The following is a 16038-nucleotide window of genomic DNA, read 5'->3' as shown; positions in this document are numbered from 1 at the left end:
CGAACCTATGCAGCCGAACCCAAGAGGACTGATCCGCATGTCGAATGTTTCCCGTGCCCTCGGTCGTGCCGCGGCACTCGCCGGTGCCGCCGGTGCCGTGCTGCTGCTCCTGGCGGGGCCGGCGGCCGCCCATGTCACCGTCCACCCGTCGGCGGCGCCGCAGGGCGCCGCCGACCAGGCGTTCGCCTTCCGGGTGCCGGACGAGGAGGCCGACGCCGGCACCGTCAAGGTCGAACTCTTCCTGCCGGCCGACCACCCGATCCCCTCGGTCACGCTCGCTGCCGTCCCGGGCTGGACCGACCAGATCGAGACCGCCAAGCTCGCCGCCCCGATCCACACCGACGACGGCGACGTCTCCGAGGCGGTCACCAAGGTCACCTGGACCGGCGGCACCATCACGCCCGGGCACTACCAGGACTTCCCGGTCGTCCTCGGCGCCCTGCCGACCGGCCTGGACCAGCTCACCTTCAAGGTGCTGCAGACCTACTCCGACGGCACCGTGGTCCGCTGGATCGACCAGTCCCAGCCGGGCCAGGCCGAGCCGGAGCACCCCGCGCCGGTGCTGCAGTTGACCGCCGCCGGCCAGGCCCCGAGCAGGTCGGCGCCGCGCCCGCCGCGCCCGCCGCGCCCGGCGCCCGGAGCGGCGGCGACTCGGTGGCCCGGGGTTGGGGGGTGGCCGGGGCGGTGCTGGGCGCTGTCGCGCTCGTCGGCTTCGTCACGACCGCACTGCGTCGCCGGGGCAGCGCCCTGGGCGCGTTCTCCGCGGCCCCGGCGGTCCAGCCGGTGAGTGGCGACCTCGCCACCGAGGGGTGAGCCCGCGGCGGGGCGGAACGCCGCAGCCCGCAGGGAGTAACGGCCGTCGGTCCCGTCCGGGACCGACGGCCGTCGGCGTTCCGGGAGCTTTCCGCGTGCATTCGAGGAGTTCCCGGAACGGTTGCACCGAAATCGCTCCCGGCGCAATTACCGCGGCGTTTGGGGTTGAAGACTGGGCGCCACTAGGGGGGGTGACAGGGGGTTGGCCGATCGCTTTCCGGTCGAGACTGGTCACCGGCACTGTGCGAGGCGATCCCGCATGTGTGAGTGCGCACCTGGAGCAGGAGCGCCAGATATCCCGCCCGATCGAGAGGTGTAGGGAAAATGCTGCGTACCGAGCTGATCCGGCCGCTGCCTGAGCTGCTGCGGGCCAACGCCGATCGTTTCGGGGACAAAGTCGCCTTCCGGGACGCCCGCCGCAGTGTCGGCTACGCGGAGCTGGAACTGCGCACCCGACGCCTCGCCGGGAACCTGGCCGCCATGCGCCTGCAACCGGGCGACCGCGCGGCGATCCTGCTCGGCAACCAGGTCGAGATGGTGGAGAGCTATCTGGCGATCACCCGCGCAGCAGCCGTCGGCGTGCCGCTCAACCCCCGGGTCACCCCGGCCGAACTCGGCTACCTGCTGGACGACTGCGGCGCCCGCGTGGTGATCACCGACCCGCCCCGGTACGCGCAGCTGGCACCGCTGTTGACGGATCGTCAGCACATTCGGGTGGTGCTCGTCGAGGACGAGGCCGGCACCGCGCTGCCGAGCGGCGCCGTCGCCTTCGAGACGCTGGCCGGCCGCGAGCCGAGCACCCCCGCCCGCGACGACCTGGGCCTGGACGAGGTCGCCTGGATGCTCTACACCTCCGGGACCACCGGCCGGCCCAAGGGCGTGCTCTCCACCCAGCGCAGCTGCCTGTGGTCGGTGGCCTCCTGCTACGTCCCGATCCCGGGCCTGTCGGCCGAGGACCGGGTGGTCTGGCCGCTGCCGCTGTTCCACAGCCTGTCCCACATCGCCTGCGTGCTGGCGGTGACCGCGGTCGGCGCGAGCGCCCGGATCGTGGACGGCTTCTCGGCCGAGGAGGTGCTCGACGCGGTCCGCGAGGAGTCGGCGACCTTCCTGGCCGGCGTCCCCACCATGTACCACTACCTGGTCCAGGCCGCCCGGGAGAACGACTTCCACGCGCCGGACCTGCGGATGTGCCTGGTCGGCGGCGCGATCACCACCGCCGCGCTCCGCCGTTCCTTCGAGGAGTACTTCGGTGCGCCGCTGCTGGACGCCTACGGCAGTACCGAGACCTGCGGGTCGATCACCATCAACTGGCCAACCGGCGCCCGGGTCGAGGGCTCCTGCGGCCTCCCCGTGCCCGGTCTCGGCGTTCGACTGGTCGACCCCGAGACCGGGACCGACGTGCTGACCGGTGACGAGGGCGAGGTGTGGGTCCGCGGCACCAGCGTGATGGTCGGCTACTACAACCGGCCGGAGGCCACCGCCGCCGCGCTCAAGGACGGCTGGTACCGCACCGGTGACCTGGCCCGGCGAGACGCGGCCGGCTACTTCACCATCACCGGCCGGATCAAGGAACTGATCATCCGCGGCGGCGAGAACATCCACCCCGGCGAGGTCGAGGAGGTCCTGCGGCAGGTGCCGGGGGTCGCGGACGTCGCGGTGGTGGGCAAGCCGCACGAGCTGCTCGGGGAGGTACCGGTGGCGTTCGTCGTCACGGGTCCCGAGGGGATCGACGCGGATCAGCTGTTCGCCACCTGCCGTGAGCACCTCTCCTACTTCAAGGTGCCGGAGGAGCTCTACGAGATCGAGAAGATCCCGCGCACCGCCTCCGGCAAGATCACCCGGCATGTGCTGTTGGACCAGCCCACCCGGCTGCGGGCCACCAGCAGCGGCCGGTACGAGTCGCTGTTCCGGCTGGACTGGATGCCGGTGCCCTCGCTGCCGGTCGGCCAGGGCGGCGCGGCGCAGGCAGCCGCGCTGTCCGGCGCCGGCCGGTGGGCGGTGGTGGGCGCGGGTGCCGAGGACCTCGTCGAGGCCCTGACGGCGGCAGGCGTCCAGGCGGACCACCATGCCGATCTCGACGCGGCCCGTATCGCCGGTGCCGCTGGTGCCGGCGGCGCAGACGGCGCAGACGGCGCTGCCGAGGTGACCGTGCTGCTCCCGGACACCACCGTGACCGGTCAGGGCTCGGTGGTTTCGCCGGCCGACCGGATGCGTGAGGCGCTGACCGGGCTCGCCCAGCAGGTGGAAGCCTGGCTGGCCGACAACCGGCCCGCCACCGCCCGGCTCGTGGTGGTGACCCGGGACGCCGTCGCCGCCGCCGCCGACGAACAGCTCGCCGGGCTCGCCCAGGCGCCGCTGTGGGGCTGGCTGCGCTCCGTCCAGGCCGAGCACCCCGATCGCCTGGTGGTCGTCGACATCGCCGCCGCCGACCCGCTCGCCGCCCGGGCTCTGCCGACTGCCGTGGCCACCGCCGAGCCGCAACTCGCGATCCGTTCCGGCGTCCCGCTGGTGCCCCGGCTGGCCCACGCGTCCGCGCGCACCGACCAGGAGCAGCCGACAGCCATCGACCCGCGGTACACCGTTCTGGTCACCGGCGCGGACGGCGTGGCGGGCGCTGCCGCGGCCCGTCAGCTGGTGGCCGGTCAGGGCGCCCGCCGGGTACTGCTGACCAGCCCGCGTGGCTCGGCCGACCCGGCCGCCGTGGAGTTGGAGAGCGAACTCGTCTCGGCCGGTGCCACGGTCGAGCTGGCCGCCTGCGCGGTCGCGGACCGTCAGGAGCTGGCAGCGCTGCTCGCCCGCATCCCGGCCGAGCACCCGCTCACCGCCGTGGTGCACACCTCCGGCCGTCAGGATGCGACCTCCGACACCGGCCTGCGGGCCCTGGTCGACGGCGCGCAGCACCTGCACGACCTCACCGCCGACCGGGAGTTGACCGCCTTCGTGCTCTGCTCGACGGTCCTCGGTGTGCTCGGTGCGCCCGGCCGGGGCGACCAGGCGGCCGCGGCGGCCTTCCTCGACGCGCTGGCCCAACGCCGCCGCGCGGCCGGTCTGCCCGCCCTCTCGCTGGCCTTCGGTCCGTGGGAGCAGCCGGGCGCGGCCACTTCGGAGCCGACCACCGTGCCGGGTGTCGGCGTGCTCTCGGTGCCCGAGAGCCTGGCCATGCTGGACGCCGCGCGCACCGCCGACCAGGCGTTCCTGGCCGTCATGCGGCTGGACGTCGCGGGCCTGGACGCCGCGGGCCTGGCCGGCCGCGCCGTGCCGGCCCCGCTGCGCGCGCTGATCGACGCGCCCGCCCGGCCGTCCCGTCCCGCTGTGACCGACGAGGCGGTGCCCGCCGAGCTGCGCGCGGCGCTGGCCGGTCGCTCGGAAGCCGACCAGCACGGTGCAGTGCTGGACCTGGTCCGCACCGCGCTGGTCGAGATGACCGGCGTGGACGACCCCGACCTCGAACGGACCTTCAAGGACCTCGGGTTCACCTCGGCCACCGCGGTCGAGCTGCGCAACAAGCTGACCTCGGCGGTCGGGCTGCGCCTGCCCGTCACGCTGGCCTTCGACTATCCGACACCGCTGGCAGTCGCCGACTACCTGCGCCGTCGGCTGCTCGGTCTGCCCGGCACGCACCCCCGGTCCGGTGCGCCGGCCCAGGTGCAGCACTTCGACGAGCCGATCGCGATTGTGGCGATGGGGTGCCGGCTGCCGGGTGGGGTGTCGTCGCCGGATGAGCTGTGGCGGTTGGTGGAACAGGGAGTTGACGCGATCTCGCCGTTCCCGGTGGATCGGGGCTGGGATCTGGAGGGACTGTACGATCCGGACCCGGATCACCCGGGGACGTCGTATGCGCGGCACGGTGGGTTCCTGCACGAGGCCGCGGAGTTCGACGCGGCGTTCTTCGGGATCTCGCCGCGTGAGGCGTTGGCGATGGACCCGCAGCAGCGGTTGCTGCTGGAGACGTCCTGGGAGGTCTTCGAGCGGGCCGGGATCGATCCGACCTCGCTGGGCGGTGCCTCGATCGGCGTCTTCTCCGGGGTGATGCACCACGACTACGCGAGCAACCTGAGCAAGGCGCCCGAGGGCAGCGAGGGCTACCTCGGCATCGGTACGGCGGGCAGCGTGGCTTCGGGGCGGGTCTCCTACACGCTGGGCCTGGAGGGTCCGTCGATCAGCGTGGACACGGCCTGTTCGTCGTCGTTGGTGGCGTTGCACCTGGCGGTGCAGGCGTTGCGCAGTGGTGAGTGCTCGATGGCGCTGGCCGGTGGTGTGGCGGTGATGGCCACCCCTGGCACGTTCGTGGAGTTCTCGCGTCAGCGTGGGTTGGCGGTGGATGGTCGGATCAAGGCGTTTGCGGCTGCGGCGGATGGTACGGCGTGGGCTGAGGGTGTGGGTGTGTTGCTGGTGGAGCGGTTGTCGGATGCTCAGCGGTTGGGGCATCCGGTGTTGGCGGTGGTGCGGGGTTCGGCGGTGAATCAGGATGGTGCGTCGAATGGTCTGACGGCTCCGAACGGTCCGTCCCAGCAGCGGGTGATTCGGGCGGCGTTGGCCTCTGGTGGGTTGTCGGCGGCGGATGTGGACGCGGTGGAGGCGCACGGTACGGGTACGACGTTGGGTGATCCGATCGAGGCGCAGGCGCTGCTGGCGACGTATGGCCAGGAGCGGGCTGGGGGTGAGCCGTTGTGGCTTGGGTCGTTGAAGTCGAACATCGGTCATGCGCAGGCGGCGGCTGGTGTGGCGGGTGTGATCAAGATGGTGATGGCGTTGCGGCATGGGGTGTTGCCGCGGACGCTGCATGTGGATGAGCCGTCGCCGAAGGTGGACTGGTCGGCGGGTGCGGTGGAGTTGTTGACGCGGGCGCGGGCCTGGCCTGTGCGGGAGGGGCGGGTGCGTCGGGCGGGGGTGTCGTCGTTCGGGGTGAGTGGGACGAACGCGCATGTGATTGTGGAGGAGGCGCCTGCGGTTGCGGAGCCTGCTGGCCGGGTTGTGTCGGGTGGGGTGCTGCCGTTGGTGTTGTCGGCGAAGTCGCCGGAGGCGTTGCGGGGGCAGGCGGATCGGTTGGCCGATGCCCTGGACCGGGAGGATGCGCCGGCGTTGGTGGATGTGGCGCATTCGCTGGTGGCGTCGCGGGCGCGGTTGGAGCGTCGTGCGGTGGTCGTCGCGGGGGACCGTGAGGAGGCGGTGGCTGCTCTGCGGGCGGTGTCGGGCGGCAGCGGTGTGGTGGGTGGTCGGTTGGCGGTGTTGTTCACGGGTCAGGGGTCGCAGCGGGTCGGCATGGGGCTGGAACTGTACGGCCGGTTCCCGGTGTTCGCCGCTGCGTTTGACGCGGTGTGTGCGGAGTTGGATGCGTATCTGTCGCGTCCGTTGGTGGAGGTGCTGGCGGACAAGGAGCTGCTGGATCGCACCGAGTTCGCTCAGCCGGCGTTGTTCGCGGTGGAGGTGGCGTTGTTCCGGTTGGTGGAGTCGTGGGGTGTTCGGCCGGATTTTGTGGCGGGTCATTCGATCGGTGAGTTGGCGGCCGCGCATGTGGCGGGTGTCTGGTCGTTGGCGGATGCTGCCCGTTTGGTGGCTGCGCGTGGGCGGTTGATGCAGCAACTGCCGTCGGGTGGGGCGATGGTGGCGGTGGAGGCGTCCGAGGAGGAGGTCCGGCCGCTGCTGGTGGAGGGCGTGGACATCGCGGCGGTGAACGGTCCGCGCGCGGTGGTGCTTTCCGGCGTCGCGGCCACCGTGGAGGAGTTGGCGCAGCGGCTGGCTGAACAGGGTAGCCGGGTCAAGCGGCTGACGGTCAGTCATGCCTTTCATTCGTCGTTGATGGACGGGATGGTGGAGGAGTTCGGGGAGGTCGCGGCGGGTCTGGTGTATGAGGAGCCGCGGATCCCGGTGGTCTCCAACCTCCCCGGTGAGGCGGATCTGACGTCGCCCTCGCACTGGGTGCGTCATGTTCGTGAGGAGGTGCGTTTCGCGGACGGTGTGCGGGCGTTGGCGGCCGAGGGGGTGACGACGTTCCTGGAGCTCGGTCCGGATGGTGTGTTGACGGCTCTGGCTCAGGAGGTGCTGGACGGCGGCGACTTCGGGTTTGTGGCGGCGTTGCGTCGTGGCCGTCCGGAGGGGGTGGCGGTGCTGTCGGCGGTGGGTGAGGTGTGGGCGCGGGGTGTGGCGGTGGACTGGTCGTCGTTGGTGGCGGGTGGTCGTCGGGTGGAGCTTCCGACGTATGCGTTCCAGCGTGAGCGGTTCTGGTTGGCGGGTTCGCCGGTTTCGGGTGATGCCGGTTCGCTGGGGCTGATGGGTGTGGATCATCCGTTGCTGGGTGCGTTGACGTTGCTGCCGGAGTCGGGTGGTGTGCTGGGTGCGGGTGTGTGGTCGTTGGACGCGCAGCCGTGGTTGGCGGATCACGTGGTGGCGGGCACGGTGGTGGTGCCGGGTGCGGCGTTGGTGGAGTTGGTGGTGCGTGCGGGTGATGAGGCCGGTGCGGGTGTGGTCGAGGAGTTGGTGATCGAGGCGCCGTTGGTGCTGGCGGAGCGTGGTGGTGTGCGGGTGCAGGTGGTGGTCGGCGGTGCGGACGACTCCGGTCGTCGTCCGGTGTCCGTCCATTCGCTGGCCCAGGGTGCCGAGGCGGGTTCGCCGTGGACGCGGCATGTGAGCGGCTTCCTGGTGGAGCGGGCGCAGCCGGCCGGCTTCGACCTGAGCGTCTGGCCGCCCGAGGGCGCGCAGGAGGTCGACCTGTCCGACTTCTATGACCGTCGTGCGTTGGCTGGTCTGGGGTACGGGCCGGTGTTCCAGGGCGTGCGTGCTGCGTGGAGGCGTGGCGGGGAGGTCTTTGCGGAGGTTGCTCTGCCGGACGGTCAGCAGCCCGAGCTGTTCGGTCTGCACCCCGCCCTCCTCGACTCCGCTCTCCAGGCCGGGATGTTCGCACCGGAGCTTCAGTCGACTGAGGGGCTCACCCAACTCCCCTTCTCCTTCGGTGATCTGGCGCTGCACGCGGTGGGTGCCGATGCCCTGCGGGTGCGTGCGGTGGCGGCCGGCGCTGACACGCTGTCGCTGCAGATCGCCGACGGCAGCGGGGCCCCGGTGGCCACGGTGGGTTCGATGGTGCTGCGCACGCTGCCCGACGACGCGCTCAGCGCGAACCGCTCGCCACTGCGCGACTCGCTGTTCCGCGTCGAGTGGACCGCGCTCGCCCAGCCCGACAGCACGGCCCCGCTCTCCACGGCGGTGCTCGGCATCGACTACTTGGACATCACCGCGCTCACCGCTGCGGTCGCCGCAGGCGCACCGGCGCCGGAGGTGCTCGGCTTCGAGGTCACCGCCGATGCTCAGGGCGCGCAGCGGGTGCGGGAGACGACCGTCGCGGTCCTTGACCTGCTCCAGGCCTGGGCCGCCGAACCGGTGCTGGCCGAATCCCGGCTGCTGATCGCCACCCGAGGTGCGATGGCGGTGCAGTCCGCCGGGGAAGTGACCGACCCGGCCGCCGCCGCGGTGTGGGGCCTGGTCCGCTCGGCCCAGTCCGAGAACCCGGACCGGATCATCCTCGTGGACAGTGACGACGATCTGTCAGAGAGCGTGCTGCAAACGGCAGTTGGACTGGACGAACCGCAGCTGGCGCTGCGCTCCGGCCGGGCCTTCGCACCCAGGCTTGGCCGGGCCGAGGGGATCGAGCAGCTCGCCGTCCCCGCGACCCCTGCCTGGCACCTGGACGTCACCGAGCGCGGCACACTGGAGAACCTTGCCCTGCTGCCCAGCCCGGAGGTGCTGGAACCGCTCGGCGAGGGCCAGGTGCGCCTTGCCGTCCGCGCGGCCGGCTTGAACTTCCGTGACGTGCTGATCGCCCTCGGCATGTACCCCGGCGAGGCCAGCTTCGGCGGCGAGGGTGCGGGCGTGGTCCTGGAGGTCGGGCCGGGTGTCACCCGACTCGCCCCCGGCGACCGGGTGATGGGCCTGCTGCGCGACGGTTTCGGACCGCAGGCGCTGGCCGACCACCGCAATCTGGTGCGGATGCCGCGCGGTTGGTCCTTTGCGCAGGCCGCGTCGGCCCCGATCGTCTTCGTCACGGCCTACTACGGCCTGAAGGACCGCGCCGGGCTGAGCGCGGGCGAGTCCGTGCTGATCCATGCCGCCGCCGGCGGTGTCGGCATGGCAGCCGTCCAACTGGCACGGCACTTCGGCGCCGAGGTCTTCGGTACCGCCGGGCTCGGCAAGTGGGCGGCGTTGCGCGCGGGTGGTCTGGACGACGCCCACCTGGGCAACTCGCGGACCCTGGAGTTCCGGGAGAAGTTCCTGGCCGCCACCGAGGGACGCGGCGTGGACGTCGTGCTGGACGCCCTGGCCGGCGAGTTCGTCGACGCTTCGCTCGACCTGCTGCCGCGCGGTGGCCGGTTCCTGGAGATGGGCAAGACCGACATCCGGGTGCCCGAGGAGGTGGCAGTCGGCCACCCCGGTGTCGCCTACCAGGCGTTCGACCTGGTCGAGGCGGGGCCGGACCGGGTCCAGGAGATCCTCACCGAGCTGGTCGGTCTCTTCGAGAGCGGCGCGCTGGCGCCGCTGCCACTGGTCAGCTGGGACGTCCGCCGGGCCCCGGAGGCGTTCCGCCACCTCAGCCAGGCCCGGCACATCGGCAAGGTGGTGCTGACCGTGCCGCACGAGCCGGACCGCGAGGGCACCGCCCTGGTCAGCGGCCTCGGCACGCTGGGCAGCCTGGTCGCCCGGCACCTGGTGACCGAGCACGGGGTCAGGAACGTGGTGCTGACCAGCCGCCGCGGACCGGCCGCGGAGGGCGCCGCCGAACTGGCGGCCGAACTGACCGGGCTCGGCGCTCGGGTCACCCTGACGGCCTGTGACACCGCCGACCGTGAGGCGCTGGCGGCGGTGCTGGCCGCGATCCCCGCCGAGCACCCGCTGACCGCCGTGGTGCACACCGCCGGTGTGCTGGACGACGGCGTGGTCTCCGCGCTGACCCCGGACCGCTTCGACCGGGTGCTGCGGCCCAAGGTCGACGCCGCGCTGAACCTGCACGAGCTGACCCGCGACGAAGACCTGGCCGCGTTCGTCCTCTTCTCCTCCGCCGCAGGTGTCTTCGGCAACCCGGGACAGGCCAACTACGCGGCGGCCAACGGATTCCTGGACGCCCTGGCGGACCAGCGCCGTTCGGCCGGCCTACCCGCCGTCTCACTGGCCTGGGGCTTCTGGGCCGAGACCAGCGCGATGACCGCCGAGCTCGACACCGCGGCGCTGCAGCGCAACAAGCGCGACGGCATGCTGGGCCTGACGGCCGAGACCGGCATGGCGCTGTTGGACGAGGGGCTGAACGCCGCCGTCCCGGTCCTGGTGCCGGCCAGGCTCGACCTCGCCGGGCTGCGGGCCCGCTCGGCCGGCGAACGCGTACCGGCGATCCTGCGGGGCTTGGTGCGGGCCACCCGGCAGGCTGCCAAGTCGGCTGACCGGTCCGGTGGTTCGCTGGTGCAGGAGCTTGCTGCCCGGTCCCCCGAGGAACAGACCCGGCTGCTGCGGGACTTGGTGCTCGCCAATGCTGCCACCGTGCTCGGCCACGCCGTCCCCGGCATGATCGAGGCGGAGAAGGCCTTCAAGGAGGCCGGCTTCGACTCGCTGACCTCGGTCGAGTTGCGCAACCGGCTGGGAGCGCTCACCGGTCTGCGACTCTCGGCGACCGTGGTCTTCGACTACCCGACGCCGCTGGCCCTGGCCGGGCACCTGCGGACCGAGCTGCTCGGAGAACTCGCCGCCACGCCTGCTCCGGCCACGGCGCCGATCCGGGACCAGGCCGGCGAGGCCGGTACCGACGACCCGATCGCCATCGTCGCGATGGCCTGCCGGTTCCCCGGTGGCGTGGACAGCGCCGAGGACCTGTGGCGGCTGGTCGCCGACGGCGGCGAGGTGGTCTCCGGCTTCCCGGTCAACCGTGGCTGGGACCTGGAGGGGCTCTTCGACCCCGACCCGGACCGGCTCGGCAAGACCTACGTCGACAAGGGCGCCTTCCTGCACGACGCGGGAGAGTTCGACGCGGCGTTCTTCGGGATCTCGCCGCGTGAGGCGATGGCGATGGACCCGCAGCAGCGGCTGCTGCTGGAGACGTCCTGGGAGACCTTCGAACGGGCCGGGATCGACCCCAGCTCGGTACGCGGCAGTGACATCGGTGTCTTCACCGGCCTGATCAGCCACGACTACACCGTGCGCCTTCAGCAGGCACCGGCGGAGCTCGAAGGACTGCGGCTCACCGGCACCGCCGGAAGTGTGGCCTCCGGTCGGGTCTCCTACGCGCTGGGCCTGGAGGGCCCGTCGATCAGCGTGGACACGGCCTGTTCGTCCTCGCTGGTGGCGCTGCACCTGGCGGCGCAGGCGCTGCGCAGTGGTGAGTGCTCGATGGCCCTGGCCGGCGGCGTCATGGTGATGGCCACGGCCGACACGTTCGTGGAGTTCTCGCGTCAGCGTGGGTTGGCGGTGGACGGCCGGGTCAAGGCTTTCGCCGCTGCGGCGGATGGTACGGCGTGGGCTGAGGGTGTGGGTGTGCTGCTGGTGGAGCGGTTGTCGGATGCTCAGCGGTTGGGGCATCCGGTGTTGGCGGTGGTGCGGGGTTCGGCGGTGAATCAGGATGGTGCGTCGAATGGTCTGACGGCTCCGAACGGACCCTCGCAGCAGCGGGTGATCCGGGCGGCGTTGGCTTCCGGTGGGTTGTCGGCGGCGGATGTGGACGCGGTGGAGGCGCACGGCACCGGTACGACGCTGGGTGACCCGATCGAGGCGCAGGCGCTGCTGGCGACCTATGGCCAGGAGCGGGCCGGGGGTGAGCCGTTGTGGCTCGGCTCGGTTAAGTCGAACATCGGCCATGCCCAGGGCGCGGCCGGCGTCGCTAGTGTGATCAAGATGGTGATGGCGCTCCAACACGAGGAGTTGCCGCGGACGCTGCATGTGGATGAGCCGTCGCCGAAGGTGGACTGGTCGGCGGGCGCGGTGGAGCTGTTGACGCAGGCGCGGGCCTGGCCTGTGCGGGAGGGTCGGGTGCGTCGGGCGGGCGTGTCGTCGTTCGGGGTGAGTGGGACGAACGCGCATGTGATTGTGGAGGAGGCGCCTGCCGTTGCGGAGCCTGCTGCCCGGGTTGAGCCGGGTGGGGTGCTGCCGTTGGTGTTGTCGGCGAAGTCGCCGGAGGCGTTGCGGGGGCAGGCGGATCGGTTGGCCGACGCCCTGGACCGGGAGGATGCGCCGGCGTTGGTGGATGTGGCGCATTCGCTGGTGGCGTCGCGGGCGCGGTTGGAGCGTCGTGCGGTGGTCGTCGCGGGGGACCGTGAGGAGGCGGTGGCTGCTCTGCGGGCGGTGTCGGGCGGCGGCGGTGTGGTGGGTGGTCGGTTGGCGGTGTTGTTCACGGGTCAGGGGTCGCAGCGGGTCGGTATGGGGCTGGAACTGTACGGCCGGTTCCCGGTGTTCGCCGCTGCGTTTGACGCGGTGTGTGCGGAGCTGGACCCCCATCTGTCGCGTCCGTTGGCGCAGGTGCTGGCGGACAAGGAGTTGCTGGATCGCACCGAGTTCGCTCAGCCGGCCTTGTTCGCGGTGGAGGTGGCGCTGTTCCGGCTGCTCGACTCCTGGGGTGTTCGGCCGGATTTTGTGGCGGGTCATTCGATCGGTGAGTTGGCGGCCGCGCATGTGGCGGGTGTCTGGTCGTTGGCGGATGCCGCCCGCTTGGTGGCCGCGCGTGGGCGGTTGATGCAGCAACTGCCGTCGGGTGGGACGATGGTGGCGGTGGAGGCGTCGGAGGAGGAGGTCCGGCCGCTGCTGGTGGAGGGCGTGGACATCGCGGCGGTGAATGGTCCGCGTGCGGTGGTGCTCTCCGGTGTTGCTTCGGTGGTGGAGAAGTTGGCGCAGCGGCTGGCTGAACAGGGCAGTCGGGTCAAGCGGCTGACGGTCAGTCATGCCTTTCATTCGTCGTTGATGGACGGGATGTTGGAGGAGTTCGGGGAGGTGGCGGCGGGTCTGGTGTATGAGGAGCCGCGGATCCCGGTGGTGTCCAACCTTCCCGGTGAGGCGGATCTGACGTCGCCCTCGCACTGGGTGCGTCATGTTCGTGAGGAGGTGCGTTTCGCGGACGGTGTGCGGGCGTTGGCGGCCGAGGGGGTGACGACGTTCCTGGAGCTCGGCCCGGATGGTGTGTTGACGGCCTTGGTTCAGGATGTGGTGGAGGGCGTCGGGTCTGTGGCGGCGTTGCGTCGTGGCCGTCCGGAGGAGTCGGCGGTGCTGTCGGCGGTGGGTGAGGTGTGGGCGCGGGGTGTGGCGGTGGACTGGTCGTCGTTGGTGGTGGGCGGTCGTCGGGTGGAGCTTCCGACGTACGCCTTCCAACGCGAGTGGTATTGGCCGAAGACCGTGGCTCCGGCCGGGGATGTGGCCTCACTCGGTCTGGCCGCTGGGGGGCACCCGCTGCTGGGTGCGCTGACGCTGCTGCCCGAGTCGGGTGGGGTGCTCGGTTCCGGTCTGTGGTCGCTGGGGTCGCAGCCGTGGTTGGCGGATCACGTGGTGGCGGGCACGGTGGTGGTGCCGGGTGCGGCGTTGGTGGAGTTGGTGGTGCGTGCGGGTGATGAGGCCGGTGCGGGTGTGGTCGAGGAGCTCGTGATCGAGGCGCCGTTGGTGCTGGCGGAGCGTGGTGGTGTGCGGGTGCAGGTGGTGGTCGGCGGTGCGGACGACGCCGGTCGTCGTCCGGTGTCCGTCCATTCGCTGGCCCAGGGCGCCGAGGCGGGTTCGCCGTGGACGCGGCATGTGAGCGGCTTCCTGGTGGAGCAGGCGCAGCCGGCCGGCTTCGACTTCACCGTCTGGCCGCCCGAGGGCGCGCAGAAGGTCGACCTGTCCGACTTCTACGACCGCCAGCTCGACGCCGGCTACGAGTACGGGCCGGTGTTCCAAGGCGTGCGTGCGGTCTGGAGGCGTGGCGAGGAGGTCTTTGCGGAGGTTGCTCTGCCGGACGGTCAGCAGCCCGAGCTGTTCGGCCTGCACCCCGCCCTCCTCGACGCCGCCCTTCAGTCCAGCAGTCTGCTCGCCGGCGACGCGGCTGACCCGGCTGACCCGGCCGAGCCGGGCATGGTGCGGCTCCCGTTCGCGTGGAACAGCGTGGCGCTGTACGCCGCCGGTGCGTCCGGTCTGCGCGTGCGGGCGACACGTGAGGGCGCGGATGGGATCGGGCTGAGTCTGGCGGACCAGGCCGGCGCCGCAGTGGCCACGGTCGGCGCACTGGTGATGAGGGCGGTGCCGGTCGGACAGCTCGCGGCTGCGACCGCTCCGACGCAGGACTCGCTCTACCGGCTCGACTGGACCGCCGTGCCGCAGCCCGAGTCGCGTTCGACGCTGGACCACACGGCTGTCGCGCCGGTGACCGACGCGGCCTCGGTGCACTCCCTGGTCGCCGCCGTCGAGGCCGGTACGCCGGCTCCCGAGCTGCTCACCTTCGAGGTGACGGCGCAGCCCAGCGCGGCCGGCGCGCAGCGGGCCCATCAGCTCGCCGCCCGCACCCTGGCCCTGCTCCAGGCATGGACCGCCGCCGACGTACTCGAAGACTCGCGCCTGGTGGTCGCGACCCGGGGCGCGGTGATCGGCGCCACCGACCCGGCTGCCACCGCGGTCTGGGGCCTGGTCCGCTCGGCCCAGGCCGAGCATCCGGATCGAATCACCCTGGTGGACATCGATGACCATCTGTCAGAGGCGGTTCTGGAAACTGTGATTGGTTCCGGTGAGCCGCAGTTGGCGTTGCGTTCGGGTGTGTGGTCGGTGCCTCGTCTGGTGCGGGCTGGGGTTGGGGTTGGGGTTGGTGATGGCTTGGCTGGGTTGGATCCGGTGGGGACGGTGTTGGTGACTGGTGGTACGGGGATGTTGGGTGGGTTGGTGGCTCGGCATCTGGTGGAGCGGTATGGGGTGCGGGAGTTGGTGTTGGCGAGTCGGCGTGGTCCGGGTGCGGCGGGGGCGTCGGAGTTGGTGGCGGAGCTTGCGGGGTTGGGTGCGCGGGCGTCGGTGGTGGCGTGTGATGCGGGGGATCGTGAGGCGTTGGCGGGGTTGTTGGCGGGGGTGTCGGTTGAGCATCCGTTGACTGCGGTGGTGCATACGGCGGGTGTGTTGGACGACGGGGTGATCGCGTCGTTGGACGGGGAGCGGTTGGCGGGGGTGTTTCGGCCGAAGGTGGATGCGGCGTGGAATCTGCACGAGTTGACGCGTGACCACGGCCTGGCGGCGTTTGTGCTCTACTCGTCGATCGCGGGTACGGTCGGCACGCCGGGGCAGGGCAACTACGCTGCGGCGAACGCATTCCTGGACGGTCTGGCCGAGCACCGGCGGGGTCTGGGGCTGCCGGCGACCTCGCTGGCCTGGGGCCTGTGGGCCGAGGCGAGCGGGATGACCGGTCACCTCGACGAGGCCGACATCCAGCGCGGAAAGCGCGGGGGTGTGCTCGGACTGCCGGCCGACGAGGGTATGGCGCTCTTCGACGCGGCACTGGCCTCGGCCGAGCCCGCGTTGGTCCCGGCCAAGCTGGACCTCGCCGAACTGCGACGCCAGGGCGGGCTCTCGTCGGTGCCGGCGATCCTGCGCGGCCTGGTGCGCCCGGCACGCCGAGCGGCCCCCGCAGCCGGCCACGGCGGCGAGCAGTCGCTGGCCCAGCGTCTCGTCGGCCTGTCGGCCGAGGAGACCGGGCAGCACCTGTTGGACCTGGTGCTCGGCGAGGTGGCCACCGTTCTCGGCGCCGGTGGCGCCCACCGGATCGACGCCACGCAGTCGTTCAAGGACTCCGGCTTCGACTCGCTGACCGCCGTCGAGCTGCGCAACCGCCTCACCGAGGCGACCGGCGCACGACTGCCCGCCACCCTGGTCTTCGACTACCCCAACCCGGCCGCTCTGGTGCAGACGCTCCAGGAGCAGTTGGCGGCCGCCAACCCGGCCCAGCCGCTCTCGGCACTTGAGGAGCTGTCCCGGCTGGAGCGGGCGTTGGCCGCGGCAGCGCCGGAGCCCGGCGTTCGGGACCAACTGGCACAGCGCCTCCAGGCGTTGAGCACTCAGCTGGAGGCACTGCGGGGCATTGCGGCGGACGGGGACGAACTCGAACTCGACCTCGGCACGGCGACGGACGACGAGATCTTCGACCTGATCGAGAACGAACTCGGGCTGGCCTGACCGCCCGTACCCGTCGGCGGAACAACTACTGAACTCGAAGGGACCGAGGTGCCATGACCAGTAACGACGAAAAGCTGCGCGACTACCTGA

2 protein-coding genes are annotated in these 16038 nt (G+C 71.7%); both read left to right on the top strand.

What is annotated here, in order from left to right; translation table 11 throughout:
* The first annotated feature begins 37 nt into the window (after positions 1-37).
* Entirely contained in the window at positions 38-787 is a 750-nt protein-coding gene (locus tag BS80_RS09760) for a YcnI family copper-binding membrane protein (protein ID WP_051966422.1), read from the top strand.
* 350 nt (positions 788-1137) lie between these two features.
* Entirely contained in the window at positions 1138-15948 is a 14811-nt protein-coding gene (locus BS80_RS42620) for a type I polyketide synthase (RefSeq protein ID WP_051966421.1), read from the top strand.
* The last annotated feature ends 90 nt before the right edge of the window (positions 15949-16038 follow it).

Source organism: Kitasatospora mediocidica KCTC 9733, from assembly GCF_000744225.1.
Lineage (GTDB): Bacteria > Actinomycetota > Actinomycetes > Streptomycetales > Streptomycetaceae > Kitasatospora > Kitasatospora mediocidica.
This window is presented reverse-complemented; position numbering and strand designations above follow the sequence as displayed.

Bases quoted from the DNA above. Each gene is read 5' to 3' on its own strand.
- BS80_RS09760 (WP_051966422.1), top strand. From the start codon at position 38: ATGTCGAATGTTTCCCGTGCCCTCGGTCGTGCCGCGGCACTCGCCGGT.
- BS80_RS42620 (WP_051966421.1), top strand. From the start codon at position 1,138: ATGCTGCGTACCGAGCTGATCCGGCCGCTGCCTGAGCTGCTGCGGGCC.